The following is a 26,258-nucleotide window of genomic DNA, read 5'->3' as shown; positions in this document are numbered from 1 at the left end:
CCTTTAACGGGGTCCAGGGGCAGAGCCCCTGGCCTTGCTTCCTCACCGGCACCCACCCACCCAAGCCGGGCGTTATTCGAGCACCAGGGCGTGGTACAGGGTGGCGTAGTGTTTGGCGGGTTGGGTCCAGGAGACGTCGAGTGTCATGGCGTTGGTTTGTATTTGTTGCCAGCGGGGCTGATCGGCGAACAGGGCTGCGGTGCGCCGCAGTCCGTCGGCGAGGCCGTTGGTGGTGACGGGGCCGAACTGGATGCCGGTTGCGACGCCGGCGCTGAGTGCTGCGGGATTGGCGTCGATCACGGTATCGACCAGGCCGCCGACCAGCGAGACGACGGGGATGGCACCGTAATGTTGTGCGGCGAGCTGGGTCAGGCCGCATGGCTCGAAGCGTGACGGCACGAGGATGGCGTCGGCGCCGCCCTGGATGAGGTGCGACAATCGTTCCTCGAAACCGATGACCGCGGCGACCGATCCCGGCCAGCGTGCCATGGCCGCGCGCAACCCGGCCTCGAGCGCGGGCTCACCGCTGCCCAGTACCGCCAGTTGCGCGCCGAGTGCGGTAAGCAGCGGCAAGGCCTCGATGATCAGGTCGATCCCCTTCTGCCCGGCCAGCCGGCTGATCACGCCAAACAGCAGCGCATCCGGCCGCACATCCAGCCCCATGCGCGCCTGCAGCGCGGCTTTGTTCGTGGCGCGCGGTGACAGATCGCCGGGTCCGAAGGGTGCGACCAGCAGGGGATCGCGCGCCGGGTTCCAGGCGATGGTATCGAGCCCGTTCAGAATGCCGTGCATCACCCCGGCCCGGGCGCGGATCAACCCATCGAGACCCATGCCGCCTTCGGGTGTGGCAATCTCGACCGCGTAGCGCGGCGAGACGGTGGTGATCGCATCGGCAAACTGCAGGCCCGCCTTCAGAAACCCGATACTGCCGTAGTATTCCACACCATCGATCGTGTAGGCCGACGCCGGCAGCCCGAGCGCGCCGAGCAGAGCGGCGGGAAACTGGCCTTGATAGGCCAGGTTATGCACCGTCATCACACAGGGCGGGCCGCCGCCAGGCGCATAGTGCAGATAGGTGGGCAGCAGCCCGGCCTGCCAATCGTGCGCGTGCACCACATCCGGCACGAAGCCGGCGATCGCACCCTGCGCGATCAGCGCACCGGCGCGGCAGAGGGCGGCAAAGCGTTGTGCGTTATCCGGCCAGTCGGCACCGTTCGAGGCGAGATACGGGTTGCCGGGCCGGGCGAACAGATGCGGCGCATCGAGCGCGAACATCGGCAATCCATCCGGCGCGCCCGCCACGACCCGTGCTGGCCCGCCGAATAAATCCGCGATCGGCAGCACCGTCTCCGCCCCCGCGAGCGCCGCCATCACGGCGGGATAGCCTGGCACCAGGACCCGCATGGCGACGCCCTCGGGCGCCAATGCGCCCGGCAACGCGCCCATCACATCGGCGAGCCCGCCGGTTTTCACCAGCGGATAGACCTCCGAACCGACCGACAGGACCTTGAGCACTAATGGCTATCCAGCCGGTCGATCATCGCCTGGGTGATCAGGCAGACGCCTTTGTCGGTCCTTCGAAACCGCAGCGCGTCCTCGGCCGCGTTCTCGCCGACCACCAGGCCTTCGGGGATACGCACACCGCGGTCGATCACCACATTGGTCAGGCGCGCGTACCGCCCGACATCGACATCCGGCAGCAGCACCGCGGCGGTGACCTGCGCGAACGAATTGACCCGCACGCCTGTGAACAACAGGCTGCGCCGCAGCGCCGCTCCCGAGACCACGCAGCCGCCGCACACCAGCGATGAAACCGCAAGCCCGCGCCTGCCATCTTCGTCATGAATGAATTTGGCGGGCGGCGTGCCTTCGGTATAGGTCCAGATCGGCCAACTGCGGTCATAGATATCGAGCGAGGGCACGAAGTCGGTAAGATCGATATTCGCCTCCCAATACGCATCGACCGTGCCGACATCGCGCCAATACGGCTCCGCCTCCTTGCTGGACCGCACGCAGGAGCGCGAGAAATGATGCGCCATGGCCCGCCCGTTGCGCACCAGGTCGGGGATGATATCCTTGCCGAAATCATGTTCGGAATCGGGGTTGGCGGCATCGCGCCGTAACGCGTCGAACAGGAATTTGGTGTCGAACACGTAAATGCCCATGCTCGCGAGCGCGACATCGCTGCGCCCCGGCATAGGCGGCGGGTTGGCCGGTTTTTCGAGGAATTCGATGATCCGGTCGCTCGCATCGGTGTGCATCACGCCAAAGCCGGTCGCCTCGGCCAGAGGCACTTCGACGCAGGCAACCGTCACATCCGCCTGCTGGGCGACGTGCTGCTGCAGAAGAACCTCGTAGTCCATTTTATATATATGATCGCCCGCAAGAATGATGATATGCGCGGGTGCGATGCTCTCGATGATCTCGATGTTCTGATACACGGCATCGGCCGTACCCAGATACCAGCTGTTCTCCGAAACCCGCTGGCTTGCAGGCAATATGTCGAAGCTTTCATTGCGTTCGCGCCGAAAGAAGGTCCAGCCCAACTGTAAATGGCGGATCAGGCTATGCGCCTTATACTGTGTCGCAACACCGATGTGGCGGATACCCGAATTCAGCGCATTCGACAGCGCGAAATCGATGATCCGCCATTTACCCCCGAAATGCACGGCCGGCTTCGCTCGTTTGTCGGTCAGATCGTAGAGGCGCGATCCCCGCCCCCCGGCCAGAACATATGCCATCGCATTGCGCGATAGCGGTGTGTTGAGGCTGTCTCGATTGTTCATGGCGGTGTTCCTTCCCGTGCCACCCGCCGGGTTTCCCGGTCGGGCTTGTGATTATGTCTTGCTCATGTGGTCTCCAGACCCGTCGTGCGCCAGATGGTGCGGGCGTAATCATTGATCGCGCGGTCGGACGAAAAATACGCCATGCCGGCAGTGTTCATGATCGATGCGCGCCACCACGCCTCCTGGTCGCCCCACAGCCGATCGACCCGGCGCTGCGCCTGCGCGTAGGAGTCGAAATCGGCAGTCACCAGAAACCGGTCATCGCCACGCAGTTCATGCACCAGCGGGTGAAACCGGCTGGTATCGTCAGGTGAGAACACGCCCGACCACACGGCGTCGATGACCTCGGCCAACGCGGGCGAGGCCGAAATCGAATGATGCGGCCGCCAGCCATCACGCTTGCGATCGGCCACTTCGGCGGCGGTGAGGCCGAAGATGAAAATGTTCTCATCGCCGACATGGTCGCGGATTTCCACATTGGCACCGTCGAGCGTGCCGATCGTCAAGGCGCCGTTCAGGGCAAATTTCATATTGCCGGTGCCTGATGCCTCCATGCCGGCGGTCGAGATCTGCTCGGAAAGATCGGCGGCCGGAATGATCATCTCGGCCAGGCTGACGTTGAAATTCGGCATGAACACGACCTTCAGCAGTCCCCGCACCGTCGGGTCGCTGTTGATCACCTTGGCGACATCGTTGATCAGTTTGATGATCAGCTTCGCCTGGTGATAGCTCGCCGCCGCCTTACCCGCGAAAATCTTGACGCGCGGCACCCACCCGGCCGAAGGCCGCGCACGGATCGCATCATACAGCGCGATGGTTTCCAGAATATTGAGCAATTGCCGCTTGTATTCGTGAATGCGCTTGACATGGATATCGAACATCGCATCCGGATCGAGCTTGATCCGCATCCGGTCGCGCACCCATTTCGAAAGTATAATTTTATGGCTGCGCCGGCATGCGGTCAAACGATTGCGAAACCCCGCGTCCAAAGCAAGGTCGCGCAGTGCCGCAAGCTCAGCGGGGTCGTCGCATACATGCTCGCCGAGCGCCTCGACCAGCAATCGCGTCAGGCCGGGGTTGGCTTCATACAGCCAGCGGCGGAACGTGATGCCGTTGGTGACATTGGTGATCCGCTCGGGAAACATCTTGTGCAGATCGGCAAATACCGTCTCGCGCATCAAATCCGTATGCAGCGCCGAGACACCGTTGATCCGGTGCGAACCGATGAAAGCGAGGTTGCCCATGCGCACCCGCCGGCCATGGGTCTCATCGATCAGCGACAGGCCCGCGAGTTTTTCATCGCTGCCCATACCCAGCACGCGGACCTGGTCCAGATGATCGGCGTTGATCAGATAGATAATCTGCATCTGGCGCGGCAGCATCCGCTCCATCAGCGGCACCGGCCAGGTCTCCAGCGCCTCGGGCAGCAGCGTGTGGTTGGTGTACGAGAACGTCCCTTTCGTGATCTCCCACGCCTCGGACCATTCAAGCCCGTGCACATCGACCAGCAGACGCATCAACTCGGCCACCGCGATCGAGGGGTGCGTGTCGTTCAGCTGAATCGCAACCTTCTCAGGCAGCAGCCGCAGATCCTTGAACTGCGTGATATGCCGGCGCAGCATGTCCTGCAGCGAGGCGGCCGCGAAAAAATACTCCTGGCGCAGCCGCAATTCCTGTCCCGCCGCCGTCGCATCCGACGGGTAGAGCACCCGCGAGATCGATTGCGCGCGCACGTCCTGCGCCAGCGCGCCGACATAATCGCCCGCGTTGAACGTTTCGAGTTGCAGCGGATCGACCGCGCGGGCCGACCACAGGCGCAACGAATTCACATGCCGGCCGCGCCAGCCGACCACGGGCGTATCGTACGCCACCGCACGCACCACCTCGCCCGGATGCCAGACGTGCCGAACCTCGCCCTCGTCGTCGCGCACCGCTTCGACATGCCCGCCGAAGCCGATGTCATAGGCAACCTCCGGTCGCTCGAACTCCCAGGGATTGCCGACCGCGAGCCAGTCTTCGGGAAATTCGAGCTGGCGGCCATCGTCGATAGCTTGCTTGAACAATCCGTTGTTGTAACGAATACCGTAACCATAGCCGGGGATCGCAAGCGTCGCCATGCTCTCCATGAAACACGCGGCGAGGCGTCCCAACCCGCCGTTGCCAAGTGCGGCGTCGGGCTCGGCGTCGCGCACCCGGTCGAGATCAACCCCGAGTTCCGCGAGTGCCGCGCGCGTCACATCGACCATGCCGAGATTGGTCAACGTGTCGAACATCAGCCGGCCGATCAGAAACTCGAGCGACAGGTAATACACGCGCTTGTGGCCACGCTCGTAGATTTTGTTAGTGCTGGCAATCCAGCGCTCCACCACACGGTCGCGCAGCGCAAGCGCGAGTGCCACGAACCAGTCACGGTCATTCGCCGTGACCACGTTCTTGCCGACACCATAGATCAGCTTGGCAACGATCGCCTCACGCCAGTCCTGGCCGGTGCGGATCGGGGCGAGAGGCGGCGGATCGTTGGAGAGCATTTTCTTCGCGCGCTGGGTCTGATCGGGTCGATCCTGCACAGGCGTGTTATTCATCAGGGGCCTACCTCTCGTTGTCCTGCCGATCAGACTGACACGGAAGCGCGCCTCCCTGCAATGAAACTTTGCGCTGTCATATCGAGCGGCCAGCGCGGCCGGCATGGCGTCGCGAGCGCATCGGGTCCGAGCCCGGCCCGCGCCCGCTCGATCGCCGCCCACGCCACCATCGTCGCATTGTCGGTGCACAGGCGCAGGGGGGGTGCGAACAGCGCATGGCCGGTGCGCGCGGCAACCGCCTGCAATGAAGCGCGGATCGCCTGGTTGGCCGCAACCCCGCCCGCCACCACCACGCCGCTGGCCGATGGCATCATCGCCAGCGCATGCGCGAGCCGATCCGCCATGGTCGCCACCACCGCGGCCTGAAACGAAGCGGCGATCGCCGCGGCATCATCACGGTCGAGCGCGCCGGCCGGCCGGGAAGCGACCTGCTGCGCCACCGCCGTCTTCAGTCCAGAAAACGAGAAATCGCACCCGGGCCGCCCCAGCATCGGGCGCGGCAGGGCAAACCGCGCCGCATCGCCTTCCGCCGCCAGCAACTCCAGCGCCGGTCCGCCCGGATAGGCGAGCCCCAGCAGCTTCGCCACCTTGTCGAACGCCTCGCCCGCCGCGTCATCGAGCGTGGTGCCGAGCTGGCGATACCGCCCGACCCCCTCAACCGCGATCAGCGCGGTATGCCCACCCGAAACCAGCAACAACACATAAGGAAACGCCGGCGGCACCGCCGAAAGCCCTGGCAGGCGCGCGGTCAGCGCATGCGCCTCGAGGTGATTGATCGCATAAAAATCCGCCCCGGTCGCGAGCGCCATGCCCCTGGCAAAACCGCTGCCGATGATCAGCCCGCCGATCAGGCCAGGCCCGGTCGTCGCGGCCACGGCGCTCAGATCGGTGGCGCACACCCCGGCGGTGCGCAGCACGGATGCGACCATCGGTCCCAGCGCCGCCAGATGCGCGCGCGCCGCAATCTCCGGCACCACGCCGCCGAACGGCGCATGATCCGCGATCTGGCTCGCCACCAGCTCGGCCCGCACCACCCCGGCGCCGTCCAGCACGGCGCAGGCAGTCTCATCGCACGAGGTCTCGATCCCCAGCACCAGTGCTGCGGCATCATGCCCGATCTTTGCGGCTTTTCTTTCCATGCCGATCCTTTAAAGCAAGGGGCATGGACCAGGAAACCACGGCTACACCGAAAGTCGCCCCCCATACCGGCCGCCTGCCCCTGCGGGTCGGCACCCGCGGCTCGCCGCTCGCGCGAAAACAGACCGAGATGTTCCTGGCCGCCCTGCGCGAGATCTGTCCCGCACTCGGCTACGCGCCGGATGCCTTTGCCGCCGAGATCATCAGCACCACGGGCGATCAGGTGCTCGACCGCCCGCTGGCCGATCTTGGCGGCAAGGGCCTGTTCGCCAAGGAAATCCACGAGGCGCTGCTCGACAAGCGAATCGATTTCGCCGTCCACTCGCTGAAAGATCTGGAAACCACGCTGCCCGAAGGCATCATCCTCGCCTGCACCATGAAGCGCGAAGATGCCCGCGACGCGCTGATCCTGTCCGATGAATACAAAATCGAGGACGGTGCCGAAATCTGGTCGGCCCTGCCCGCCAACGCCCGCATCGGCACCTCCTCGGTCCGCCGCCAGGCGCAGCTGCTGCACGCCCGGCCCGATCTGAAAATGGAATTGCTGCGCGGCAACGTCCGCACCCGGCTCGATGCCGCGCGCACCGGCAAGTTCGACGCCACGCTGCTCGCCCTCGCCGGGCTGCGCCGCCTCGGCTTCGAGTCGGAGGTCTCCGCCGCGATCGACCCGGAAGCGATGGTCCCCTCCGCCTGCCAGGGCATCGTTGGCATCACCGTGCGCGCGGAAGACGCCGCCCTGGGCCACCTGCTCGCCATGATCGAGGACAAGGAAGCCAAGGCCGTCGCCACCGCCGAGCGCGCCCTGCTCGCCGCCCTCGATGGCTCCTGCCGCACGCCGATCGGCGGCTATGCCCGTCTGCTGCCGGATGGCACGCTGCATCTCACGGGGCTGACCGCCCGTGCCGACGGCAGCTTCCTGCTCAAACGCAGCGAAACCGCCGATGCCGCCGATGCCGAACGCCTGGGACGGGAACTCGGCGCCTCCCTGCGGCGCGACAGCCCGGCCGATATCTTTCTTGACTGAGCCGCTGACGATCCTGGTCACGCGGCCCGAGCCCGGCGGCTCCGCCACGGCCGATCTGCTGCGCGCCCGCGGCCACGTGCCGGTGCTCTCACCCTGCCTCGACATCGAAGCCCTGCCCGCCAGCCTGCCCTACACATGCGATGCCATCGTGATCGCCAGCGCCCAGGCACTGCCCGGCCTGCCCGCCGCATGGCGCGCCATCCCGCTGTTCGCGGTCGGCGATGCCACCGCTGCCCGTGCGCGCGACATGGGTTTCATCACGGTCGAAAGCGCCTCGGGCACGGCGCGGGACCTGGCCAAGCTGGTCGCACGGAAACTCCCGCCGCGCGCCGCCATCGTGCTGCCCTGCGGCGCCGGTCACAGTCTTGAACTCACCGCCGCCTTGCGCACGGCAGGGTTTCGCGTCACCCGCCGCGTCGTCTACCGCTCGCGCCCCGCCGAACGTCTCGCCGCCGCCGCGATCGCCGCCCTCGCCGCCGAGGCGGTCGATCGCGTCATGATCTTTTCCCCCGCCACGGCCCGCCGCTTCGTCAGCCTGATCGATCACGAATCGCTCGCCGGCACCCTCCGCCGCGCCATCGCCATCGCGATCAGCCCCGCCGCCGCCGCCCCCCTCACCCGCCTGCCGTTCCACGCCATCCGCGCGGCGATTTCACCGGATCAGGATCACATGCTAGCGATACTGCCATGAGCGAACCCGAGACCCAGCCGATACCGCCGCAAGGCGACCCGATTGTCGAACATCCGATCACCGCCCCGATCGGGGACCCGGCCGCAACGCCCGCCGCGACCCCCGAACGCACCGACAATCGCGGCCCGATCGTGGCCGGAATCGTCCTGTTCCTGCTGCTCGCGGCCGGCGAGGCTTGGCTGTTTCACGCCCAGGGCACCGCATCCGACCAGACCGGCACGATCGCGGCCCTCAATCAGCAGGTCGACAGCCTGAAATCCGAGGTCGCGACCCTGCAATCCCGGCTGGAAACGATCAATACCAAGGTCGCGGGCCTCGCGAACCGCCCCGCACCGGCGCCACCGGCACCCCAGGTCAAGGTCGAGACCAAAATCCCGAGCGCCCTGGCCGATCAGATCAAGACCATGCAGGCCGGCATCGCCTCGCTCTCGACCACCGCCCTCGCCGATCACGCCGCCCTTGCCACGCTGCAGACCAATGCCGCCGACCTGCCCAAGCAGGTCGCCAAGGCGCAGATGCTGGCGCAACTCGCCCAGGCCAGCCTCGCGCTGGAAAACGGCATGCCGCTCGGCACCATTCCCAACGCGCCGGAAGCCCTGGTCCGCTACGCGACCACCGCTCCGCCCACCCTCGCCGGCCTCAAGGCCAGTTTCCCCGGCTACGCGCAGAAAGCTGCCGTCGCAGGCGGCGATGTCGCGGCATCCGGCGGCTTCTGGCAGCGGGTCAAGGGCCGGGTGGAAAGCATGGTCACCATCCGCCACAACGCGCGCGTGCTGGTCGGCAGCCGCGCCGCCGGCATCCTCGGCGCCGCGCAGACCGACCTCGATCACAACAATCTCACCGCTGCACTGACCGCTCTGAAACCACTGCCCCAAGGCGCCGCAGCGGTGATGGCGCCCTGGATCACCAGGGCAAACCACCTCGTCGCGGCGCGGACCGCCCTGGCCACCATGGCGGCGTCGCCCGCCGCCGGCGCGGCGGGGTCGCACTGATGTTGCGCGCATTCGGCTTCGCCATCGTCGCCCTGATCGTGCTCGGCGTGGTCTGGTATGTCGCGATGCTGCCCGGGCACATCACGGTCGATTTCGGCAGCTACGCCGCCACCGCCTCGACACCGATCGCCATCCTGCTGCTCGCCATCCTGGTCGTCATCCTCATCCTGTTCGTCGGCATCATCCGCGCCCTGCTGCGCACGCCCGCACGGGTCGCCGCGCGCCGCAGCCTCGCGCGCCGCAACAACGCCGATGCCGCCTCCCTCCGCGCCCTGTCCGCCATGGCCGCCGGCGATGACCGCACCGCCGTCAACCACGCCCGCATCGCCCAGCGCCAGGCGCCCGACGCCCCACTCACCCTCTACGTCTCGGGTGAAACCGCGCGTCGTGCCGGCGATCACGCCACCGCCGACCGGCATTTCGCCGCCCTGGCCCGCCATAAGGACGCCGGGTTTCTCGGCTGGCGCGGTCTGGTCACACACCGCACGCAGGGCGGTGGCGATGCCGCCGCCCTGGCCGAAGCCGAGGCGCAGACCCGCCAGGCCGCCGTCGCCTATCCCAATTCGGCCTGGCTGCGCGACCAGCGCGTGCAACTCGCCTTCAACCAGGGTCTCTACGCCGACGCCGCACGCCTCGCGACCGACCCCGCGGCCCGCGCGGCCCTCGCGATCATGGCATCCCGCACCGCCGAGGGCGAACGGCTGGCAATCGACTGGGCGCGCGAAGCCGTCCGCGCCGCTCCGGCACTCGCCCCCGCCTATCTCGCGCTCTACGCCGCGCACGAGCGCGCGGGTCATCTGTGGCGCGCCAAACGCGCCCTGGTCGCCGGCTGGAAAGCCGCCCCACACCCGGATCTCGCCGCTGCCTACCTGACCGCGATCAACCTGCCGCTCGATCGCGCCCGCGCCGCGCAGAAACTCGCCAGCGCCAATCCTGGTCATCCGGAAAGCGAGGCATTGCTCGCCCGCACCGCCAGAGCGGCCGACCTGGCCGGCGAGGCCCAGCGCCACGAAGCCCGCGCGATGGCCGCCGCCGGCAGCGCCTGGGTCTGTGCGGCCTGCGACACCAGACACGCCGAATGGCAGGCCAATTGCCGCAAATGCGGCACGATCGGCAGCCTCGGCTGGGTCAAACCGCCGCCGGACCCGGCGACTGTACTGCTGGCGTCACCGCAGCCGGCGGCGTGATCCGCGCTTTCGCCCAATCAAGACACCACCGTTCGATGGTGTAGTGCAGCGCCGCGGCCACCCCGATCGATCCCGCGAGCGTCAGCGGGCCCCACATGAGTGAAAACCATACCGGATTACCCCCGGCCGCCCCGCCCACCACGACCGCCAAGGCCCGGCCGACCGGCTCGTTGACCAGATACAACGGATAGGAAATCGCCCCCAGCCACAACACGGCCGGATGATCCAGCGCGCGGGCGATCGGGCGGACCAGCCAATGATCCGGCCTGCGTTGAGCCGCGACCGCAACCGCCCAGACCAGCGGCGGCAACGCCTTGGCGATCATTGAAAACCCGCTGCCATGGCTGGCACCGATCCCTGATGCCACCACCAGCGCGGCCCCGAACCCGAGCAGCCCCGCCCCCCCGCGCCACAACCGCGCCGCGGCAATCCCGATTGCGAAATAGGCCGCCTCGTTCGGCAGAAACGCCCGATGGAACCGCCAATCCAACGGCATCATCGCCGCATAACCCCGCCCCGCCACCGCCATCGCCAAACAGAGCCATACCAGCCGCCGCAACCCCCGATCGTCACTGCCGACCAGCGGCATCACCAGGGCGATCACCACATAGAACTGCCACTCGGTCGACAAACTCCAGGCCGGCCCGAGCAACGAAAACTCCAGACCTTGCAGCACACCATGCGGCATCAATCCCTGCAGCAACGCCAGATGAAGCACGATATGCGCAAACACGGGGTGCGGCAGCGCGCCCTCCCAAAACTGATACTCCACGTTGCCCGCATGAACCCAGGGCATGACATCGAACGGCGACCGCCACGCCAGCCCAACCGTCGCCAGCACCAGCACCACGAAATACACCGGCAGCAACCGCCATCCCCGCGCCATCAGAAACGCGCGCGCCCGCCCGCCAAACCGCGCCATCGACTGCACGATCACCAATCCCGACAACGCGAAAAACAGATTTACCGCCGCGAGTCCGTGACTGACCAAGGCTTCGATCACGCGCCCGACCGTCGGCGGCCATGGAATGAACGGCGCCGTATGCCCCAGCATTACATAAACGGCGAGCACACCGCGCAGGCCATCCAGCCGGGTCAACCGGCCGATCGTCTGCCTGGGCGAATCAAAATGAAACCGCGCCATGATGACGCGGTAGTAGCACAACCTTAAGTCGAACTAAACCAAAATCAGAGGCGACGCCGCCCCGAAATCGCGTGATACACCACCAGCACCACCACCGACCCGATCACCGCGACGAACAGGCTATATAAATTGAACCCGGTGATCGGTGCCGCGCCCAGCGCCGAAAAGATCGAGCCGCCGACCAGCGCGCCGATAATGCCGAGCACCATGTCCACCAGCGGCCCCTTGCCCGCGTTATCCACAATCAGGCTCGCGATCCAGCCGGCGATCAGACCCAGAACGATAATAGCCAGCAATCCCATGGGGCACGCTCCTTATGGCAGTCTCGATGTCATCACGTACCCCGGTTTATGGCATACCCGTGCGCCACGCTCAACGAATGTCGGTGCCTGCCAGATGCAGCCGCCGCGCCTCGATCCCCTGCCATACCAGCAACACCGGCACCGCAATGATCAGATCCCGCGCCCGTCGCAACAACGACACAGACAACGCAATATCCGGCGGAATCCCGAAAATCGTCCCCAGCAGGGTGTACGCCGCCTCCTGCACCCCGATCCGCCCGGGAATGAAAAAACCCGCCGCCAGAATCGCATGCAGCAATGCCTCGATCGTCAACGCATCAACCAGACTGATCGCGGTCCCCAGCGCATGAAACGCTACGTAGGAGGTCACGCCCGCTGCAAACCAGCACAGCAGATGCAACAACCCCGCCGCAAAAATCCGCCCCGGCCGGGCATAAATCGCATCGATCGCCGCCTGCAACCGCTCCAGCCGCACCGTCACGCCGTCCGCCGAACGCCCGGCAATCCGCATCGCAAGGCCGCGGAACACCCACCCGCCGCCGCGCTGCACCAGCAAAAACCCCGCCGCCCCCAACACCGCAACCCCAAGCCCGCCCGCAACCGGCACCAGCAAATCACTGCCCGGCGCCAGCCGCGCCAGCAACACAACACCCGTCGCGATAAAAACCAGCTCGGCCAGAAACTCCACCGTGATGTCCGCCAGCGTCGAAGCCGTCGCTGCGGCCACATTCACCCCGCCCAACGCAATCGCCCGGCCGCCCAACACGAACCCGCCAACATGCGAAAACGGCAGAAACTCACCCGCCGAATCCCGCACCATTCGCCCATAATACAACAGCCAATACCGCCCGCCCTGCGCCCGATCCAGCAACAGCCGCCACGCCCCCGCCAAACCCGCAATCACCACCAGCTGCACACCAAAATACACCGCAAACCCAACCAGACTCACCCGGTCGATCGCCCGCACAACCCCGCCCCACCCCAGCCAGGCAATCGTCGCCGTAAACAAAACCAGCCCAAGCAAAGCAAACGCCGCCGGCCACCCCCTGAACCCACTCACCAAAAACCCCCATCCCGCATCCCCACCCCCTACCAAACCCCACCGCACCCTGCAAAATATACCGACGCGTGGGGCCGGGTGGCCGGGGTGCCGCCGGGAGAAAGCAAGGCGGGGGGCTTTGCCCCCTCGACCCCCACTAAGGGCATCTCGGCGCTTACGCGGCCTTCGGCCACGGTCGCCTCGATCCCTTAGAACCCGCTAGTTTTAGGCAAGGGGAGGGCGCTACCTCGCACTTATCGCGTGTCTGGCCTGGACAGCCCTCCCCTTGCCTAAAACGAATGGATTTTAAAGCCCGGCGCGCGTCGCGCGCCTCATCGTATGATAGCGGGCATCTTGCCCGCGGGGCCTTTAACGGGATCCAGGGGCGGAGGAGCCGAAGGTTCCAGCGATGCTCTTCATCGCTGGAATGGCTCCGGAGGGAGAGCCCCTGGCCTTACTTCCTCCAGGCAACGCCCCCGCCACCCGGCCCCACGCGCCGGTATTTTTTGCAGGGCGGGGGTTTTGCCGGTATGCGGCGCGGGTGTGGATTGGGTTTTGGAGTGGTGGGTGCGGGTGTGAGCGGTATTGCGGCGGCGGGGCTGGTGTTGGTGACGGGGGCGACGGGGTTTGTCGGGGCGGCGGTAGCGCGTGCCTTGGCGGAGCGGGGGATTTCGCTGCGGCTGATGCATCGGGCGGGCAGTGATCTGACCAATCTGGCCGGGCTTGCGGGCGAGCGTGTGGTGGGCGATTTGACCGATCCGGCGTCGTTGGGTCGCGCGGTGGCGGGGTGTCGGTATGTGTTTCATGTTGCCGCCGATTATCGCTTGTTCGTGCCGGACCCGGCGGCGATGCGGCGGATCAACATCGACGGCACGGTTGCGTTGTTGCGTGCGGCGCAGGCGGCGGGTGTCGAGCGTGTGGTCTATACCAGCAGCGTGGCCGCCCTTGGCCTGATCGGCGATGGGACGCCGGCGGACGAGGCGACGCCGAACGAGGCGGCCGATCACGTCGGCCCATACAAGCGCTCGAAATACGAGGCGGAGGTGGCGGTGCGATCGCTCGCCGCACAGGGTTTGGATGTGGTGATCGTCAACCCCACGGCGCCGGTCGGGCCGGGCGACATCAAACCGACGCCGACCGGGCGCATGGTGCTCGATGCCGCGCGCGGCAAAATGCCCGCCTATGTCGAAACCGGCATGAACATCGTGCATGTCGACGATGTCGCAGCGGGGCATCTTTTGGCATTGCAGCGCGGGCGATCGGGCGAGAGCTATATTCTCGGCGGCGAGGATCTGATGCTATCGGACATCATCGGCCTGATCACCCGCCTGGCCGGCCGCAAGCCGCCGCGTGTGAAGCTGCCGATCGGCCCGTTGATGCCGCTGGCGGCGGCCATGGAGGCATGGGCGCGCCTTTCCGGCACCGAACCGTTGATGACGCGCGATACGCTGACCATGGCGCGCAAGCGGATGTTCTTTTCCTCGGCCAAGGCGATCGGCGCGCTCGGTTATGCACCCCGCCCGGCCGCGATCGCGGTGCGTGATGCGCTGGCCGATTTCAGCCGGCGCGGCCTGCTCGACCGCGCGCGGTTCCACCCCGATGTGCTGGCGGTTTCATGATCATCGCCGGTCTGGCCGCGCTGATCTGGCTCTATCTTTATGCGCTGCACGGCAACTTCTGGCGCAGCACGCCCGAGCTGGCGCCCGAACGCCCCCCCGAAGCCCCGCCGGTCGACATCATCGTGCCCGCGCGCGACGAGGCGGGCAGCATCGCCGCGGTGGTCGCCTCGCTGCTGGCGCAGGATTACGCCGGCCCGCTCCGGCTGTTTCTGGTCGATGATGGCAGCACGGATGGCACCGCCGCCGCGGCCCTTGCGGCGGCCGGCGATGATCCGCGCTTTCACCTGATCACCGCTGCGCCGAAACCGCCCGGCTGGTCGGGCAAATTATGGGCGCTGGACCAGGGCGTCGGCCACAGCGACGCCGGGTTCCTGCTGCTGACGGATGCCGACATCACGCATGATCCCCGCCATCTCGCCACATTGATGGCACGGATCAGCACGCCCCAGCGCGGCACGCGGCTGGACATGGTCTCCGAAATGGTCCGGCTGAACTGCACCAGCACGGCGGAACGCGCGCTGATCCCCGCCTTCGTCTATTTCTTTCAGATGCTTTATCCGTTCGCGCGGGTGAACGACCCGCTGGCAAGCACGGCGGCGGCGGCTGGCGGCGTCGTTCTGATCCGGCGCACGGCGTTGGCGCGCATCGGCGGCATCGCGAGCATCCGACGCGCCCTGATCGACGATGTCACCCTGGCGCAGCGGGTCAAACAGGCGGGTGCGATCTATCTCGGTCACAGCAATCTAGCCCGCTCGATCCGCCCCTATCCGCACTATCGCGACATCCGCGCGATGATCGCGCGCACCGCCTTCACCCAGCTGCGCTATTCCTATACACTCCTCGCGTTGACCATCCTCGGCATGGCCCTGGTCTGGCTCGCACCACCCCTGGCGCTGCTGTTCGGTGCCGGTGCGGTGCGGCTGTGCGGCCTGCTCGCCTGCGGGCTCGCCGTGCTGAGCTATCAACCCACCTTGCGCCGCTACCATCTGCCCGCGGTCTGGGCGCTGGCATTGCCGCTGATCGCGCTCATTTATATCGAAGCCACCATCGCCTCGGCCTGGCGCTACGCGCGCGGTGCCGGGGCGGCGTGGAAAAACCGCGATTACGGGGCGCAGACATGAGCGTGACAGCAACCAACCCGAACCAGGCGGCCGGCGGCGATGTCGAGTTGGCCTCCGGCAAGGGCAAGGGCGACGAGAATTTCCCGGTCGGCTCCTGGCTGATCCGGCGCGATCTGCGCCGCCACGTCCACGCCTATTACGCCTTCGCCCGCAACGCCGATGACATCGCCGACCACCCGACGCTGCAACCCGACGACAAGATCGCCCGGCTCGATGTGATGGAAGCGGTCCTGACCGGTGCGACCGATCGCGGCTCGACCTCGGCACTCCGCCTGCGCGCCAGCCTCGCCGAAACCGGGGTCGATCCGGTCCACGCCACCGAATTGCTGATCGCCTTCCGCCAGGACGCGACCAAGCACCGCTACGCCTCCTGGGCCGAGCTGATGCACTACTGCCGCTACTCCGCCGCCCCGGTCGGGCGCTACGTGCTCGCGCTGCACGGCGAGAGCGCGGCAAGCTGGCCCGCCTCCGATGCGCTGTGCGCCAGCCTGCAGGTGCTCAACCACATCCAGGATTGCGCCAAGGATTTCGCAGCACTCGACCGCTCCTACCTGCCGGACGACTGGCTGACCCACGAGGGCCTGACCGCCGCCGCCGTGACCGATCCCGCGACATCCCCCGCCCTGCGCCGCGTGCTCGATGCGATGCTGGCGGCAACCGCCGACCTCAATCGCGCCGCAACCCCCCTGCCCGGCCAGGTCCGCGCGCCCGGCCTGCGGGTGGAAACCGCCGTCATCCTCACCCTCGCCCGCCGCCTGCACGCCCGCCTGTGCCGGCAGGACCCGTTGGCGATGCGGGTGAAACTGCGTCCGGCCGATGCCGCCGCCGCCCTGCTCGCCGGCCTGACCCGGACGCTCGGATGAACGAACGCGCCGCAGAGGATGCCGCCGCCGTCACCGCGGCGACCCGCGCCGCCGGCACCTCGTTCTACCGTGGCATGGCCGTGCTCTCACCGCGCCGCCGCGTCGCCATGTACGGCATCTACGCGTTCTGCCGCGCGGTCGATGACATCGCCGATGAAGACGCCCCGCTCGCCGCCAAACAGGCGGGCTTGGACGCCTGGCGTGGCCGCATCGACCGCCTCGCCGCGGGCGGCGAGGATGCGGTCACCCGCGTTCTGCGCGACGCCTCGCTGCGCTACGCCCTCCGCCGCGAGGATTTCCACGCGATCATCGATGGCATGGCGATGGACGCCGGCGCGCCGATCATCGCCCCCGATGCCGCATTTCTCGATCTCTATTGCGACCGCGTCGCCTCGGCGGTCGGCCGCCTCGCCATCCGCGTGTTCGGCGAGGTTTCCCTGGCCGGCGACGATGTCGCGCATCATCTCGGCCGCGCCCTGCAACTCACCAACATCCTGCGCGACGTCGCGGAGGATGCCGCGCGGGGCCGCATCTACCTGCCGCGCGAAGCCCTGCTCGCAGCCGATGTACCGCTCGATGCGTCACGCATCCTCACCAACCCCGGCCTGCCCCGCGCGATGGCTGCCATCGGCACCCAGGCCGAAGCCCATTTCGCCGCCGCCGCGCAGGCGATGCGCCTGTGCAACCCGCGCGCGGTGCGCCCCGCCCGCATGATGGCTGGCGCCTACCGCCCCCTGCTCAGCCGGATGCGGCGCGAAGGCTTCGCCCACCCCGAGCGCCGGCCCCGCCTGTCCACCGCGCGCAAACTCCTGCTCGCCGCGCAATTGTTCCTCCTCACCGATCGCCGCCGATGAGCCGGGTGCATGTCATCGGCGCTGGCATGGCCGGCCTGTCTGCCGCCACATCGCTGGCCGCGCGCGGGGTCAGCGTCGTCCTGTACGAGGCGGCGAAATGGGGCGGCGGCCGCTGCCGCTCGTACGACGATGCCACGCTCGGCTGCCGGCTCGACAACGGCAACCACCTGCTGCTGTCGGGTAATCGCTCCACCATGACCTATCTCGACCGCATCGGCGCGGCCGATACGCTGGTCGGCCCGGACAAACCGCTGTTCCCCTTCATCGACCTGGTGTCGGGTACGGCCTGGACCCTGCGCCTCAACCGCGGCGCCACACCGTGGTGGGTGCTGCGCAAAACCTGGCGCGTCCCCGGCACCAGCCCGCGCGACTACTGGGCGCTGCGCCGCCTGCAACGCGCCAAACCCGATGATCTGGTGGAACCCCTGCTCGGCACGCTCGGCCCGCTGTACGATCGCTTGCTCGAACCGCTGTCGATCGCAGCCCTCAACACCAAGCCCGACATCGCCGCCGCCGCCCCGCTCGCCACCGTGGTCGCTGAAAGCATCGCGCGCGGCGGCGCCGCCTCGATGCCGCGCTACCCGGCGATCGGGCTGTCGGAAAGCTTCGTCGATCCCGCCCTCGCCTTCCTGCGTGCGCACGGCGCCGCGTTCCGTTTTGGCGCGCGCGTCGCCGGGCTCACTGTCTCGGCCGATCGCGTCACCGGTCTGGTCGGCCCGAACGTCGATGAAATCATCGACCCCGATGACCGCGTCATCCTCGCCACCCCACCCTGGGTCGCGGCCGAGCTGGTGCCCGGCCTGATCGTGCCCACCGCGTTCGAAGCCATCCTCAACCTGCATTTCCGCGCGGGCATCGATCCCGGCAAGGCCGGGTTCTACGGCCTGCTCGGTGGCGTCGCCGAGTGGGTATTCGAAAAGACCGAGGTCGTCTCCGTCACGATCAGCGCCGCCAACGACCGGCTCGATACCGATTCCGAAGCCCTCGCGGCCGAGGTATGGTCGGATCTCCGGCGCGGCTTCGGCCTGCCGCGCACCATGCCGCCCTACCGGGTGGTGCGCGAAAAACGCGCAACCTTCGCCGCCACGCCCGCCCAACTCGCCCGCCGCCCGGGTCCTGCCACCCGCCTGCTCAACCTGAAACTCGCCGGCGACTACACCGCAACCGGCCTGCCCTCGACCATCGAAGGCGCGATCCGCTCAGGCGAAACCGCCGCGTCCATGACGTAGCACGCCGGTTACGGTGTTCCGCCAACCCGAAAACCAACCGGTCGAACCGCGCCCTGCGCCAGCGCCCGACCGCCGGTCCGTCCCGAACTGCGCCGCACCACACGGCATCGTCGTGACAGGACCGAAACCAAGTCAGCCGCGCTGTCGTTGTTGAAAACACCGGTAATTTTGCAACACCTGCAAGTATTTGCAGCCGTTCGGGCCAAGTTCCACAAAATTGGCTTGACCCGACCAGCACCCGGGTAGATTTGTCACAAAACTACAAAGAACAGCAAACCCAGGGGGAAATGGAATTTGGCCGGTCGGCTGGATCATCAATGCACGATATCGGAGGCACGCGCGAAGGTATCACGCGGGCAGCGCAGCCCCGCTGTCGCGGCCGCGCCCCAGTCTGATCGGCGGATCATCGAGAAACTGATGCAGCGCGAGCGCGACACCGCCCATCGGCGCGGCATCGTCGCCGAGCACGGACACCACGAGTTCGACATCGCGCATGATCGCGGCCAGCGCATTGGCTTGCAGCGAGTCCATTGCGGCCGGCAGCAGGCAGGGTGCCAGCCGCCCCAGGCTGCCGCCCAGCACGATACGGCGTGGACTCACGATATTGATCAGATTGGCCAGCCCCAGCCCCAGGTAATAGCCGGCCTCGCCCAGCACCGCATGCATGATCGCATCGTCCTGCTCAAAGCCGCGCAAAATCCCCGCAACATCCCGCGCCGGATGCGCCTTCGCCGCCAGTTCGGCCAGAATTGCGCGCTCGGACACATAAGCCTCGAGGCAGCCGCGCGCGCCGCAACCACACGCCCGCCCACCCGGCACGATCTTCATATGGCCGATCTCGCCGGCCAGACCATGCGGCCCGCGATACACCTCGCCCATCATGTACAAACCGCCGCCGATGCCCGACCGCCCCATGATATAGACGAAATCGGTGATGTCGCGGCTCGCCCCGAACAGATGCTCGGCGATCGATGCCGCCTTCACGTCGTTTTCCAGCCGGATCGGGCATTTCAGATGCCGCGCCAACATCGCCGCGATATCGAGATCGCGCCACCCGAGGTTGGGCGCGAACACCACCCTGCCGTCGAGCGAGACCAGCCCCGGCAGCGCGATGCCAACGCCCAGCAACGCATCGCGCCTGGCCTTCACGCTGCGCAGCGCCGCCAGCACCCCCTCGTGCGCCGCCAGCGCCGCCCGTTCTGGCTCGGTGCTGCCGGAAACGGTAACATCGGCGCACGCCGTCCCGTCGATCGTTGCGAGCGTAATACGGATCGCATCCGGCTCGATCCCGATCCCGGCCAGAAATCCCGCGCGCGCATCGATGTTCAAGGCAACCGTCGGCCGTCCGGCGCGCCCGGTCGGCGCATCGGTGGTACGGCGCACAATGCCGGTTGCTTCCAGATTGGTAATGATAATCGAAATCGTCGCCGGATCGATGCCGGATTGCTGCGAGAGTTTCTGCTGCGAAATCCCGGGATTCTGGCGAATGATGTGAAACAGCCGGCCCGTGTTGATGCGCCGGATCAGCGCCGAATTGACACGCGTGCGACTCATGTGGCGGGCGCGAAACCGAGTGCGATTCCAGCCGGTTTCATGGCTTCGGCACGGCGTTTCGCCGGCCGGTTGAATTTCGCATTGACACCGCAGACGCTCCTCATTAAGGGTTTTTTAAAGAGTAAAAATAATTCACGCAAGCTACATGATGTTTTAAATTGCGTGGATCGAAGCGGGGACGAAACGATGACACACGCAATCACCACTGCTCTGTCACACGCCGCGCATGTTTCCCGCGCGGCGCTCCCATCGCCCGCGCCCACTCGGCGGCTGCCTTGCAGCCGCCATCACCAGGTCCTGCCCGGCGCCGATGGCGCGGTACCGGGGTGTCTTTGCGCCACCAAAACAGGTTTCGCCGCAAACTAAAGTCACGCAACATGGAGGTCCGTTTTGAACCATAACCCACCAGCCAAGCTCCGGAACCGGCTCGCAGGCACATTCGCCGCAGCAGCCCTGTTCGCAACGGTTCTTGGCGTCAGCAGCCCCGCCCAGGCCCAGCAGGCCGCGCCCGAGGTCAATCTGGCACCCTCGCCGATCCAAAGCCTCGGCCAGTCGCTCTACAACGACGGCATCTATCTGAATTCGCGCTACCTCGGTGAATTCGCGGGTTCGGTCAGCGGCGGTCAGCGCCAGGGGACCGATTACGCCGGCGAACTCAACTTCGGCGCGACGTTCGACATGGAAAAACTCGCCGGCATCCAGGGCGGTTCGTTCCATGTGCTGTTCACCCAGCGCCATGGCCGCGCGCTCGCGTTCGATGCGATCAACAACAGCGTCTCGGTCCAGCAGATCTACGGCGGCGGACAAACCGCGCAGTTGACGATTCTGACCTATGAACAGAAGTTCTTCAACAACATGGCCGATATCGAGTTCGGCCGCACCGATGTGGGCGACAGCTTTGACGTCTCCTCGTTCTATTGCGACTTCCAGTCGAACGCGCTGTGCGGCAATCCGCCGGACATGGGCAAGATTGTCTCGACCTCGTTCTACCCCATTTCGGTTTGGGGCGGTCGCCTTTTGATCACGCCGACCCCGAACGTCTACTTCAAGGTCGGGGCCTATCAGGCCACCAACAACCAGAACCCCGATGCCCATCACGGTTTCTACTTCGGCACGGCGGGATCGAGCGGCTACATGCTGCCAATCGAACTGGGCTACAAGTTTAAAACCCCCGGTGCCATCGCCAATAACCGTTACGATGTCGGCGCCCTGATCGATCGCACCCACTACAATGCCGCCTTCTACAGCCCGAACACCCAGTTCGGCCGGGCCGCGATCTACGCCCAGGCGCAGCAAATGGTCTATCAGACCGCACCGAACTCGCCGCGCGGTGTCTATCTGTTCGGCGAAGCCATGGTCGGCACCGCCGGCGGCAAACAGGTCTCGAACCTGCAGGCCGAAGCCGGCATGATCTGGGAAGGCCCGCTCGCCAGCCGCCCCAACGACAACATCGGCCTCGCGGTCAGCGGTCTCCACTACAACAACCGCTACCTGAACTCGCTGTACCAGACCCGCCTCGCCGAAGGCGGCGTGGACCGGCCGGATCACAATCTGATCATGACCGAAATCCACTACGCCATTCAGGTCAACAAATGGCTGAACGTGATGCCGAACTTCCAGTACGTCATCAATCCCGACGGCCAGGGCTTCTCGACCTACGCGACCCACAACCTGCCGAACTCTGCCGTGTTCGGCATCCAGCTCTACGTCGATCTGCCGACCCTGTTCGGTATCCCGACCAAGTCGTAACCGGTACCGATCACGCGATCGAACCACGAACCCCGGGGCCAGTCCCCGGGGTTTTTTTATACCCGGACCACATTCCGTTTGCCCGTTGCCGCCCCATGTGATTTGAACCATCACCGCATTGCAGGAATGGAGTTTCAGCATGGCCCTCCGCCCCGCCATCATCCCCGGCCTCGTCTATGAAAATGCCCCCGCCGGTATCGCATTCCTCTGCGACGCCTTCGGCTTTCAGCGCCACATCGTCGTACCCGGCGAACAACCGCACGAAATCGCGCACGCCCAACTGGTCCTGAATGGCTGCATGGTCATGGTCAGCTCACCCCATGCGCACGAAACCGCTTCACCCCCCAGCGGACGCGCCAAATTCTGGATCTACGTCGTCATCGCCGACCCCGATGCACATTACGCAGCATCCCGCGCCGCCGGCGCCTCCATCATCGCCCCACCGCACGACAACGACTACGGCGGCCGCGGCTACGAAACACACGACAGCGAAGGCAACATCTGGAGCTTCGGCTCCTACGACCCCTGGGCCGAGCCGGCCTGACATGCCAGCGATCGAAAACGTCTGGGACTATCCGCGCCCGCCCCGGCTCGAACCCGTCCCGCTGCCGCTCCACATCGACTTCAACGGCACCACCATCGCCGCAACGACCGAAGGCTTTCGCGTGCTCGAAACCAGCCACCCGCCGGTCTATTACTTCCCGCGCGCCGCCTTCTCCTGCGGCATCGAACCCCGCAGCGGCGGCAGTTTCTGCGAATGGAAAGGCCGCGCCTCCTACTGGTCCTTGCGCCAGGGCGACCGGATCGCGGTCGACGCCGCCTGGAGCTACCCAACCCCCACACAAGCTTTCATGCCGATCCGCGACTACCTCGCGGTCTACGCCGGCAAGGTCGACGCCTGTTTCGTCGGCGATGAACAGGTCACCCCGCAGCCCGGCGGCTTCTACGGCGGCTGGGTCACCGCCAATCTGATCGGCCCCTTCAAAGGCAGTCCGGGCACGATGGGGTGGTGAAGACGCGCCTCCGGCATGATGAGATGGTAAAACGCCTCCGATAACGGGCGGCAGCCAGCCGATCGCACCGGTTGCCGCACGATCGCCCGCGCGCTATCAGCCCCCATGAACTCCCCCGCCGAAACCGATCCCGTCATGAATTTCCCGATCGAAATCCCCGCGCTGCAACGCGCGCTGACCGCGCGCGGCTACATCGAACCCACCAGCGTCCAAAGCGCCGTCCTCGCCGACGACGCCACCGGGCGCGACCTGCTGGTCTCCGCCCAGACCGGCTCGGGCAAAACCATCGCCTACGGCCTCGCCTTCGCCAGCACCATCATGAACGACGGCGCCCTCCCGCCGCCCACCGCCCCGCTCGCCCTGATCATCGCGCCAACCCGCGAACTCGCAATCCAGGTCCACGCCGAACTCGCCTGGCTCTACGAATTCACCGGTGCCCGCGTCGTCTCCTGCGTCGGCGGCATGGACCCCCGGCGCGAACAACGCGCCCTCGCCGCCGGCTGCCACATCGTCGTCGGCACCCCCGGCCGCCTGCAGGATCACCTCGAACGCCGCCACCTCGATGTCAGCGCCCTGAAAGTCGTCGTGCTCGACGAAGCCGACGAAATGCTCGATCTCGGCTTTCGCGACGAGCTTGAATTCATCCTCGGCACCACCCCCGCCGAGCGGCGCACCCTGCTGTTTTCCGCCACCATCGCCCGCGAAATCGCCGCCCTCGCCCGCCAGTACCAGCGCGACGCCTTCCGGATCGATACCGTCGCCCGCAACCAGCCCCACGCCGATATCGAATACCGCGCCATCCGCGTCGCGGCCCATGAAATCGAACACGGCCTGGTCAATCTGCTGCGCTTTCACGAACGCGGCGGCTGCCTCGTGTTCTGCTCGACGCGCGAAGCCGTCCGCCAGCTGCACGGTCGCCTGCAGGAACGCGGCTTCGCCGTCGTCGCCCTCTCCGGCGAACTCAGTCAGACCGAACGCAACACCGCCCTGCAATCCCTGCGCGACGGCCGCGCCCGCGTCTGCATCGCAACCGACGTCGCCGCCCGCGGCCTCGATCTGCCCAACCTCGATCTGGTCATCCACGCCGACCTGCCCAACAACAAGGCCATCCTCACCCACCGCTCCGGGCGCACCGGCCGCGCCGGACGCAAAGGCCTCTGCGTCCTGCTCGTGCCCAACAGCCGCCGCCGCCAGGCCGAAGCCCTGCTCGCCTCGGCCAACATCAAGGCCAGCTGGGACGAACCACCCTCGGCCGACTCCATCCGCGCCCGCGATCAGGCCCGCCTGCTCACCGACCCGCTGCTGACCGAACCGCCGCTCGATGACGATCTCACTGCCGGCCGCGAGCTGCTTGGCACCTACACGCCCGAAACCATCGCCACCGCCCTCATCCGCCTCTACCGCGGCCGCCTGCCCTCACCCGAAGATATCTCGCCCCTCCCGCCGGACCGCCCCCGCTTCGAAAATACCCGCGAACCCCGCCACCACACCGCCACCCCGGGCGGCGCCCCCATGGTCTGGTTCCGCGCCGACGTCGGCCGCCGCAAGAACGCCGATCCGAAATGGCTGCTCCCCCTGATCTGCCGGGTCGGCGGCGTCACCAAACGCGATATCGGCGCCATCCGCATCTTCGACCGTGAAACCAAATTCGAAATCCACCAATCCGTCGCCGATGACTTCATGAAATCCGTCATCGCGGTCAACAACCCCGAAATCCACATCGAAACCACCACCGGCCCCACGCCGGATGCGATCGGCGCCACCCGCCCAGGCACCCGCAAGCCGGGCGCACCCCCGCCCTGGCGCAAAAAAGCCGCCACTCCACCCCATTTCAAAACCACCGGCACCGATCCCGTCAAACCCAACGAACAAGCCCGCCGCCGGCGCAACAAGGCCAAATCCGGCGCCTGAGCCCGCCGCCGGCGCCTTGATCGCGCGCTGACCATCCCCACACTGTCTGCAACGCCGCGCACCGGACCCAAGGAGCCACACCAATGGAACAATCCACCTACCGCTTCGTCCTGTCCGACGCCGAATGGCGTCAGAAACTCACCCCCGAACAATACGCCGTCATGCGCGCCCACGGCACCGAACGCCCCGGCACCTGCGCCCTCCTGCACGAAAAACGCCCGGGCCGCTTCACCTGTGCCGGATGCGATGCCCCGCTGTTCGACACCGAAGGCAAATTCGAAAGCGGCACCGGCTGGCCCAGCTTCGACGCCCCGCTCCCCCACGCCGTCGCCACCACGACCGATCGCAGCCACGGCATGGTCCGCACCGAAGTCCACTGCGCCACCTGCGGCAGCCACCTCGGCCACGTCTTCAACGACGGCCCCGCCCCCACCCACCACCGCTACTGCATCAACGGCATCGCCATGAATTTCACCCCAGCCTGATACCGGACGCTTGTGGGGTGGTGCCTGAGAGTAAGCAAGGCGTGGAGCTTTGCTCCCTCGACCCCCACTAAGGGCATCTCGGCGCTTACGCGGCCTTCGGCCACGGTCGCCTCGATCCCTTAGAACCCGCTAGTTTTAGGCAAGGGGAGGGCGCTGCCTGGGACTTTCCGTCGATCTGGCCTGGGTCGCCCTCCCCTTGCCTAAAACTAATGGATTTTAAAGGCTCCGCCTTTAACGGGGTCCAGGGGCGGAGGAGCCGAAGGTTCCAGCGATGCTCTTCATCGCTGGAATGGCTCCGGAGGGAGAGCCCCTGCCCTTACTTGCTCTCAGAGCCCGAATCTGAATGGCAGTGCGGCTATCGGTTGCGTGTGATTTTCCGTGTGAGCAGGCGGATATGGGCAAGGAAGAGCCATGCGGTGGCGCTGGTAACGGTGGCCTCGAAATCCTTTGCAAGACGTCGGCATCTGCCGAACCAGGCGAAGGTTCTTTCCACGACCCAGCGTCGCGGCAGGAGTTCGAACCCGCTGGCGGTGTCGGAGCGCTTGACGATCTGTATGGTCCATTTGCCGATTTTGGCGAGGCGTCCATTGAGTTTGGGACCGGCATAGCCGCCGTCGGCGAACACGTGCCGCAACCAGGGATACAGGGATTTGACCGATTTGAGCACGTCGGGCGCCCCATCCCGATCCTGAATGCCGGCATGATGAACGATCGCACCGACGAGGTGGCCGATTGTATCGGTGATGATGTGGCGCTTGCGGCCCTTGATCTTCTTTCCGGCATCGAACCCGCACGGCCCGCCGGCTTCGGTGGTCTTGACCGACTGGCTGTCGATCACGCCGGCTGTGGGCGACGCCTCGTAGTTAGTGCAGGACCAGTACGTCCGCGCCCTCTATCGGCCTGCCCTCCGCAGCGGGTGTCGGCCGCACTAGCTGTCGGTCAGCCAGTTCTGGTGGCTTCGGCCGCCCGGCACGCC

At 66.6% G+C, this 26,258-nt stretch carries 22 protein-coding genes and 1 pseudogene; 14 read left to right on the top strand and 9 right to left on the bottom strand.

Annotated elements, in window-relative coordinates; genetic code table 11:
* Positions 1–72 precede the first annotated feature (72 nt).
* From glgA to tsaD, 4 genes are all read right to left on the bottom strand, one after another.
* Positions 73–1,515: a glycogen synthase GlgA gene (glgA, locus tag AruPA_RS09900; RefSeq protein WP_265636515.1), complete on the bottom strand. Its 1,443-nt coding sequence runs from the start codon at positions 1,513–1,515 to the stop codon at positions 73–75.
* Positions 1,515–2,786 carry a glucose-1-phosphate adenylyltransferase gene (gene glgC / locus AruPA_RS09895; protein ID WP_265636514.1) on the bottom strand — a complete coding sequence of 424 codons (1,272 nt, stop codon included), beginning with the start codon at positions 2,784–2,786 and terminating at the stop codon, positions 1,515–1,517. The genes glgA and glgC overlap by 1 nt, the downstream gene beginning before the upstream one ends.
* Positions 2,787–2,848: 62 nt before the next feature.
* The gene (locus AruPA_RS09890; RefSeq protein ID WP_408858590.1) at positions 2,849–5,368 is read right to left on the bottom strand and encodes a glycogen/starch/alpha-glucan phosphorylase; all 2,520 of its coding nucleotides are present in this window, start codon (positions 5,366–5,368) and stop codon (positions 2,849–2,851) included.
* 29 nt (positions 5,369–5,397) lie between these two features.
* On the bottom strand, positions 5,398–6,507 hold the full coding sequence (gene tsaD, locus AruPA_RS09885; protein WP_265636513.1) for a tRNA (adenosine(37)-N6)-threonylcarbamoyltransferase complex transferase subunit TsaD: 1,110 nt from the start codon (positions 6,505–6,507) through the stop codon (positions 5,398–5,400).
* Between the two features lie 23 nt (positions 6,508–6,530).
* Between tsaD and hemC the strand changes: the two genes are divergently transcribed.
* From hemC to AruPA_RS09865, 4 genes are read left to right on the top strand one after another with little or no spacing between them, the layout of a single operon-like run.
* Positions 6,531–7,529 carry a hydroxymethylbilane synthase gene (gene hemC, locus AruPA_RS09880; RefSeq protein WP_265636512.1) on the top strand — a complete coding sequence of 333 codons (999 nt, stop codon included), beginning with the start codon at positions 6,531–6,533 and terminating at the stop codon, positions 7,527–7,529.
* Complete coding sequence (locus AruPA_RS09875) at positions 7,522–8,220, top strand: uroporphyrinogen-III synthase (RefSeq protein ID WP_265636511.1); 699 nt, start codon at positions 7,522–7,524, stop codon at positions 8,218–8,220. Before hemC ends, AruPA_RS09875 begins: the two co-directional genes overlap by 8 nt.
* Complete coding sequence (locus tag AruPA_RS09870) at positions 8,217–9,212, top strand: hypothetical protein (protein WP_265636510.1); 996 nt, start codon at positions 8,217–8,219, stop codon at positions 9,210–9,212. The genes AruPA_RS09875 and AruPA_RS09870 overlap by 4 nt, the downstream gene beginning before the upstream one ends.
* Positions 9,212–10,399 carry a heme biosynthesis HemY N-terminal domain-containing protein gene (locus AruPA_RS09865; protein ID WP_265636508.1) on the top strand — a complete coding sequence of 396 codons (1,188 nt, stop codon included), beginning with the start codon at positions 9,212–9,214 and terminating at the stop codon, positions 10,397–10,399. The genes AruPA_RS09870 and AruPA_RS09865 overlap by 1 nt, the downstream gene beginning before the upstream one ends.
* On the opposite strand, the gene AruPA_RS09860 is transcribed toward AruPA_RS09865, so the two are convergent.
* From AruPA_RS09860 to AruPA_RS09850, 3 genes are all read right to left on the bottom strand, one after another.
* Entirely contained in the window at positions 10,341–11,543 is a 1,203-nt protein-coding gene (locus AruPA_RS09860) for an acyltransferase (RefSeq protein ID WP_265636506.1), read from the bottom strand. The genes AruPA_RS09865 and AruPA_RS09860 overlap by 59 nt on opposite strands.
* Positions 11,544–11,587: 44 nt before the next feature.
* The gene (locus tag AruPA_RS09855; RefSeq protein WP_029311132.1) at positions 11,588–11,845 is read right to left on the bottom strand and encodes a GlsB/YeaQ/YmgE family stress response membrane protein; all 258 of its coding nucleotides are present in this window, start codon (positions 11,843–11,845) and stop codon (positions 11,588–11,590) included.
* Positions 11,846–11,915: 70 nt separating this feature from the next.
* Positions 11,916–12,905, bottom strand: a complete 990-nt coding sequence (locus AruPA_RS09850) for a lysylphosphatidylglycerol synthase domain-containing protein (RefSeq protein ID WP_265636504.1) — start codon at positions 12,903–12,905, stop codon at positions 11,916–11,918.
* Between the two features lie 563 nt (positions 12,906–13,468).
* On the opposite strand from AruPA_RS09850, the gene hpnA reads away from it, so the two are divergent.
* The 5 genes from hpnA to hpnE are packed head-to-tail and all read left to right on the top strand — an operon-like array spanning position 13,469 to position 18,570.
* The gene (gene hpnA, locus AruPA_RS09845; protein ID WP_265636651.1) at positions 13,469–14,503 is read left to right on the top strand and encodes a hopanoid-associated sugar epimerase; all 1,035 of its coding nucleotides are present in this window, start codon (positions 13,469–13,471) and stop codon (positions 14,501–14,503) included.
* Complete coding sequence (locus AruPA_RS09840; RefSeq protein ID WP_265636503.1) at positions 14,500–15,624, top strand: glycosyltransferase; 1,125 nt, start codon at positions 14,500–14,502, stop codon at positions 15,622–15,624. Before hpnA ends, AruPA_RS09840 begins: the two co-directional genes overlap by 4 nt.
* Positions 15,621–16,487, top strand: coding sequence for a squalene synthase HpnC (gene hpnC, locus AruPA_RS09835; protein ID WP_265636502.1), 867 nt, complete (start codon positions 15,621–15,623; stop codon positions 16,485–16,487). Before AruPA_RS09840 ends, hpnC begins: the two co-directional genes overlap by 4 nt.
* Complete coding sequence (hpnD, locus tag AruPA_RS09830; protein WP_265636501.1) at positions 16,484–17,341, top strand: presqualene diphosphate synthase HpnD; 858 nt, start codon at positions 16,484–16,486, stop codon at positions 17,339–17,341. The genes hpnC and hpnD overlap by 4 nt, the downstream gene beginning before the upstream one ends.
* The gene (gene hpnE / locus AruPA_RS09825) at positions 17,338–18,570 is read left to right on the top strand and encodes a hydroxysqualene dehydroxylase HpnE (RefSeq protein WP_265636500.1); all 1,233 of its coding nucleotides are present in this window, start codon (positions 17,338–17,340) and stop codon (positions 18,568–18,570) included. Before hpnD ends, hpnE begins: the two co-directional genes overlap by 4 nt.
* A gap of 348 nt (positions 18,571–18,918) precedes the next feature.
* On the opposite strand, the gene AruPA_RS09820 is transcribed toward hpnE, so the two are convergent.
* Entirely contained in the window at positions 18,919–20,124 is a 1,206-nt protein-coding gene (locus AruPA_RS09820; protein WP_265636499.1) for an ROK family transcriptional regulator, read from the bottom strand.
* A 390-nt stretch (positions 20,125–20,514) separates the two neighbouring features.
* Between AruPA_RS09820 and AruPA_RS09815 the strand changes: the two genes are divergently transcribed.
* From AruPA_RS09815 to msrB, 5 genes are all read left to right on the top strand, one after another.
* Positions 20,515–21,873: a carbohydrate porin gene (locus AruPA_RS09815; protein WP_265636498.1), complete on the top strand. Its 1,359-nt coding sequence runs from the start codon at positions 20,515–20,517 to the stop codon at positions 21,871–21,873.
* A 139-nt stretch (positions 21,874–22,012) separates the two neighbouring features.
* Positions 22,013–22,417: a VOC family protein gene (locus AruPA_RS09810; protein ID WP_265636497.1), complete on the top strand. Its 405-nt coding sequence runs from the start codon at positions 22,013–22,015 to the stop codon at positions 22,415–22,417.
* A 1-nt stretch (position 22,418) separates the two neighbouring features.
* Positions 22,419–22,886 carry a DUF427 domain-containing protein gene (locus AruPA_RS09805; protein WP_265636496.1) on the top strand — a complete coding sequence of 156 codons (468 nt, stop codon included), beginning with the start codon at positions 22,419–22,421 and terminating at the stop codon, positions 22,884–22,886.
* 135 nt (positions 22,887–23,021) lie between these two features.
* The gene (locus AruPA_RS09800) at positions 23,022–24,797 is read left to right on the top strand and encodes a DEAD/DEAH box helicase (RefSeq protein ID WP_265636650.1); all 1,776 of its coding nucleotides are present in this window, start codon (positions 23,022–23,024) and stop codon (positions 24,795–24,797) included.
* A gap of 83 nt (positions 24,798–24,880) precedes the next feature.
* Positions 24,881–25,282 carry a peptide-methionine (R)-S-oxide reductase MsrB gene (gene msrB / locus AruPA_RS09795; protein WP_265636495.1) on the top strand — a complete coding sequence of 134 codons (402 nt, stop codon included), beginning with the start codon at positions 24,881–24,883 and terminating at the stop codon, positions 25,280–25,282.
* Positions 25,283–25,637: 355 nt separating this feature from the next.
* Here the strand turns inward: msrB and AruPA_RS09790 are convergent.
* Positions 25,638–26,258, bottom strand: a pseudogene (locus AruPA_RS09790) (IS5 family transposase); the annotation flags it as partial.

Source organism: Acidiphilium sp. PA, assembly GCF_026191915.1.
Lineage (GTDB): Bacteria > Pseudomonadota > Alphaproteobacteria > Acetobacterales > Acetobacteraceae > Acidiphilium.
The sequence above is the reverse complement of the archived record's forward strand: the minus strand, read 5'-3'. Positions and strand labels throughout refer to the sequence as shown.

What these genes read in the sequence shown, in the direction of transcription:
- hpnE (WP_265636500.1), top strand. Translation starts at nt 17,338, where the DNA reads ATGAGCCGGGTGCATGTCATCGGCGCTGGCATGGCCGGCCTGTCTGCC.
- AruPA_RS09870 (WP_265636510.1), top strand. Translation starts at nt 8,217, where the DNA reads ATGAGCGAACCCGAGACCCAGCCGATACCGCCGCAAGGCGACCCGATT.
- AruPA_RS09800 (WP_265636650.1), top strand. Translation starts at nt 23,022, where the DNA reads ATGAATTTCCCGATCGAAATCCCCGCGCTGCAACGCGCGCTGACCGCG.
- AruPA_RS09805 (WP_265636496.1), top strand. Translation starts at nt 22,419, where the DNA reads ATGCCAGCGATCGAAAACGTCTGGGACTATCCGCGCCCGCCCCGGCTC.
- AruPA_RS09865 (WP_265636508.1), top strand. Translation starts at nt 9,212, where the DNA reads ATGTTGCGCGCATTCGGCTTCGCCATCGTCGCCCTGATCGTGCTCGGC.
- glgC (WP_265636514.1), bottom strand. Translation starts at nt 2,786, where the DNA reads ATGAACAATCGAGACAGCCTCAACACACCGCTATCGCGCAATGCGATG.
- hemC (WP_265636512.1), top strand. Translation starts at nt 6,531, where the DNA reads ATGGACCAGGAAACCACGGCTACACCGAAAGTCGCCCCCCATACCGGC.
- tsaD (WP_265636513.1), bottom strand. Translation starts at nt 6,507, where the DNA reads ATGGAAAGAAAAGCCGCAAAGATCGGGCATGATGCCGCAGCACTGGTG.
- hpnD (WP_265636501.1), top strand. Translation starts at nt 16,484, where the DNA reads ATGAACGAACGCGCCGCAGAGGATGCCGCCGCCGTCACCGCGGCGACC.
- AruPA_RS09855 (WP_029311132.1), bottom strand. Translation starts at nt 11,845, where the DNA reads ATGGGATTGCTGGCTATTATCGTTCTGGGTCTGATCGCCGGCTGGATC.
- AruPA_RS09890 (WP_408858590.1), bottom strand. Translation starts at nt 5,368, where the DNA reads ATGAATAACACGCCTGTGCAGGATCGACCCGATCAGACCCAGCGCGCG.
- AruPA_RS09820 (WP_265636499.1), bottom strand. Translation starts at nt 20,124, where the DNA reads ATGAGTCGCACGCGTGTCAATTCGGCGCTGATCCGGCGCATCAACACG.
- AruPA_RS09860 (WP_265636506.1), bottom strand. Translation starts at nt 11,543, where the DNA reads ATGGCGCGGTTTCATTTTGATTCGCCCAGGCAGACGATCGGCCGGTTG.
- msrB (WP_265636495.1), top strand. Translation starts at nt 24,881, where the DNA reads ATGGAACAATCCACCTACCGCTTCGTCCTGTCCGACGCCGAATGGCGT.
- hpnC (WP_265636502.1), top strand. Translation starts at nt 15,621, where the DNA reads ATGAGCGTGACAGCAACCAACCCGAACCAGGCGGCCGGCGGCGATGTC.
- AruPA_RS09810 (WP_265636497.1), top strand. Translation starts at nt 22,013, where the DNA reads ATGGCCCTCCGCCCCGCCATCATCCCCGGCCTCGTCTATGAAAATGCC.
- AruPA_RS09840 (WP_265636503.1), top strand. Translation starts at nt 14,500, where the DNA reads ATGATCATCGCCGGTCTGGCCGCGCTGATCTGGCTCTATCTTTATGCG.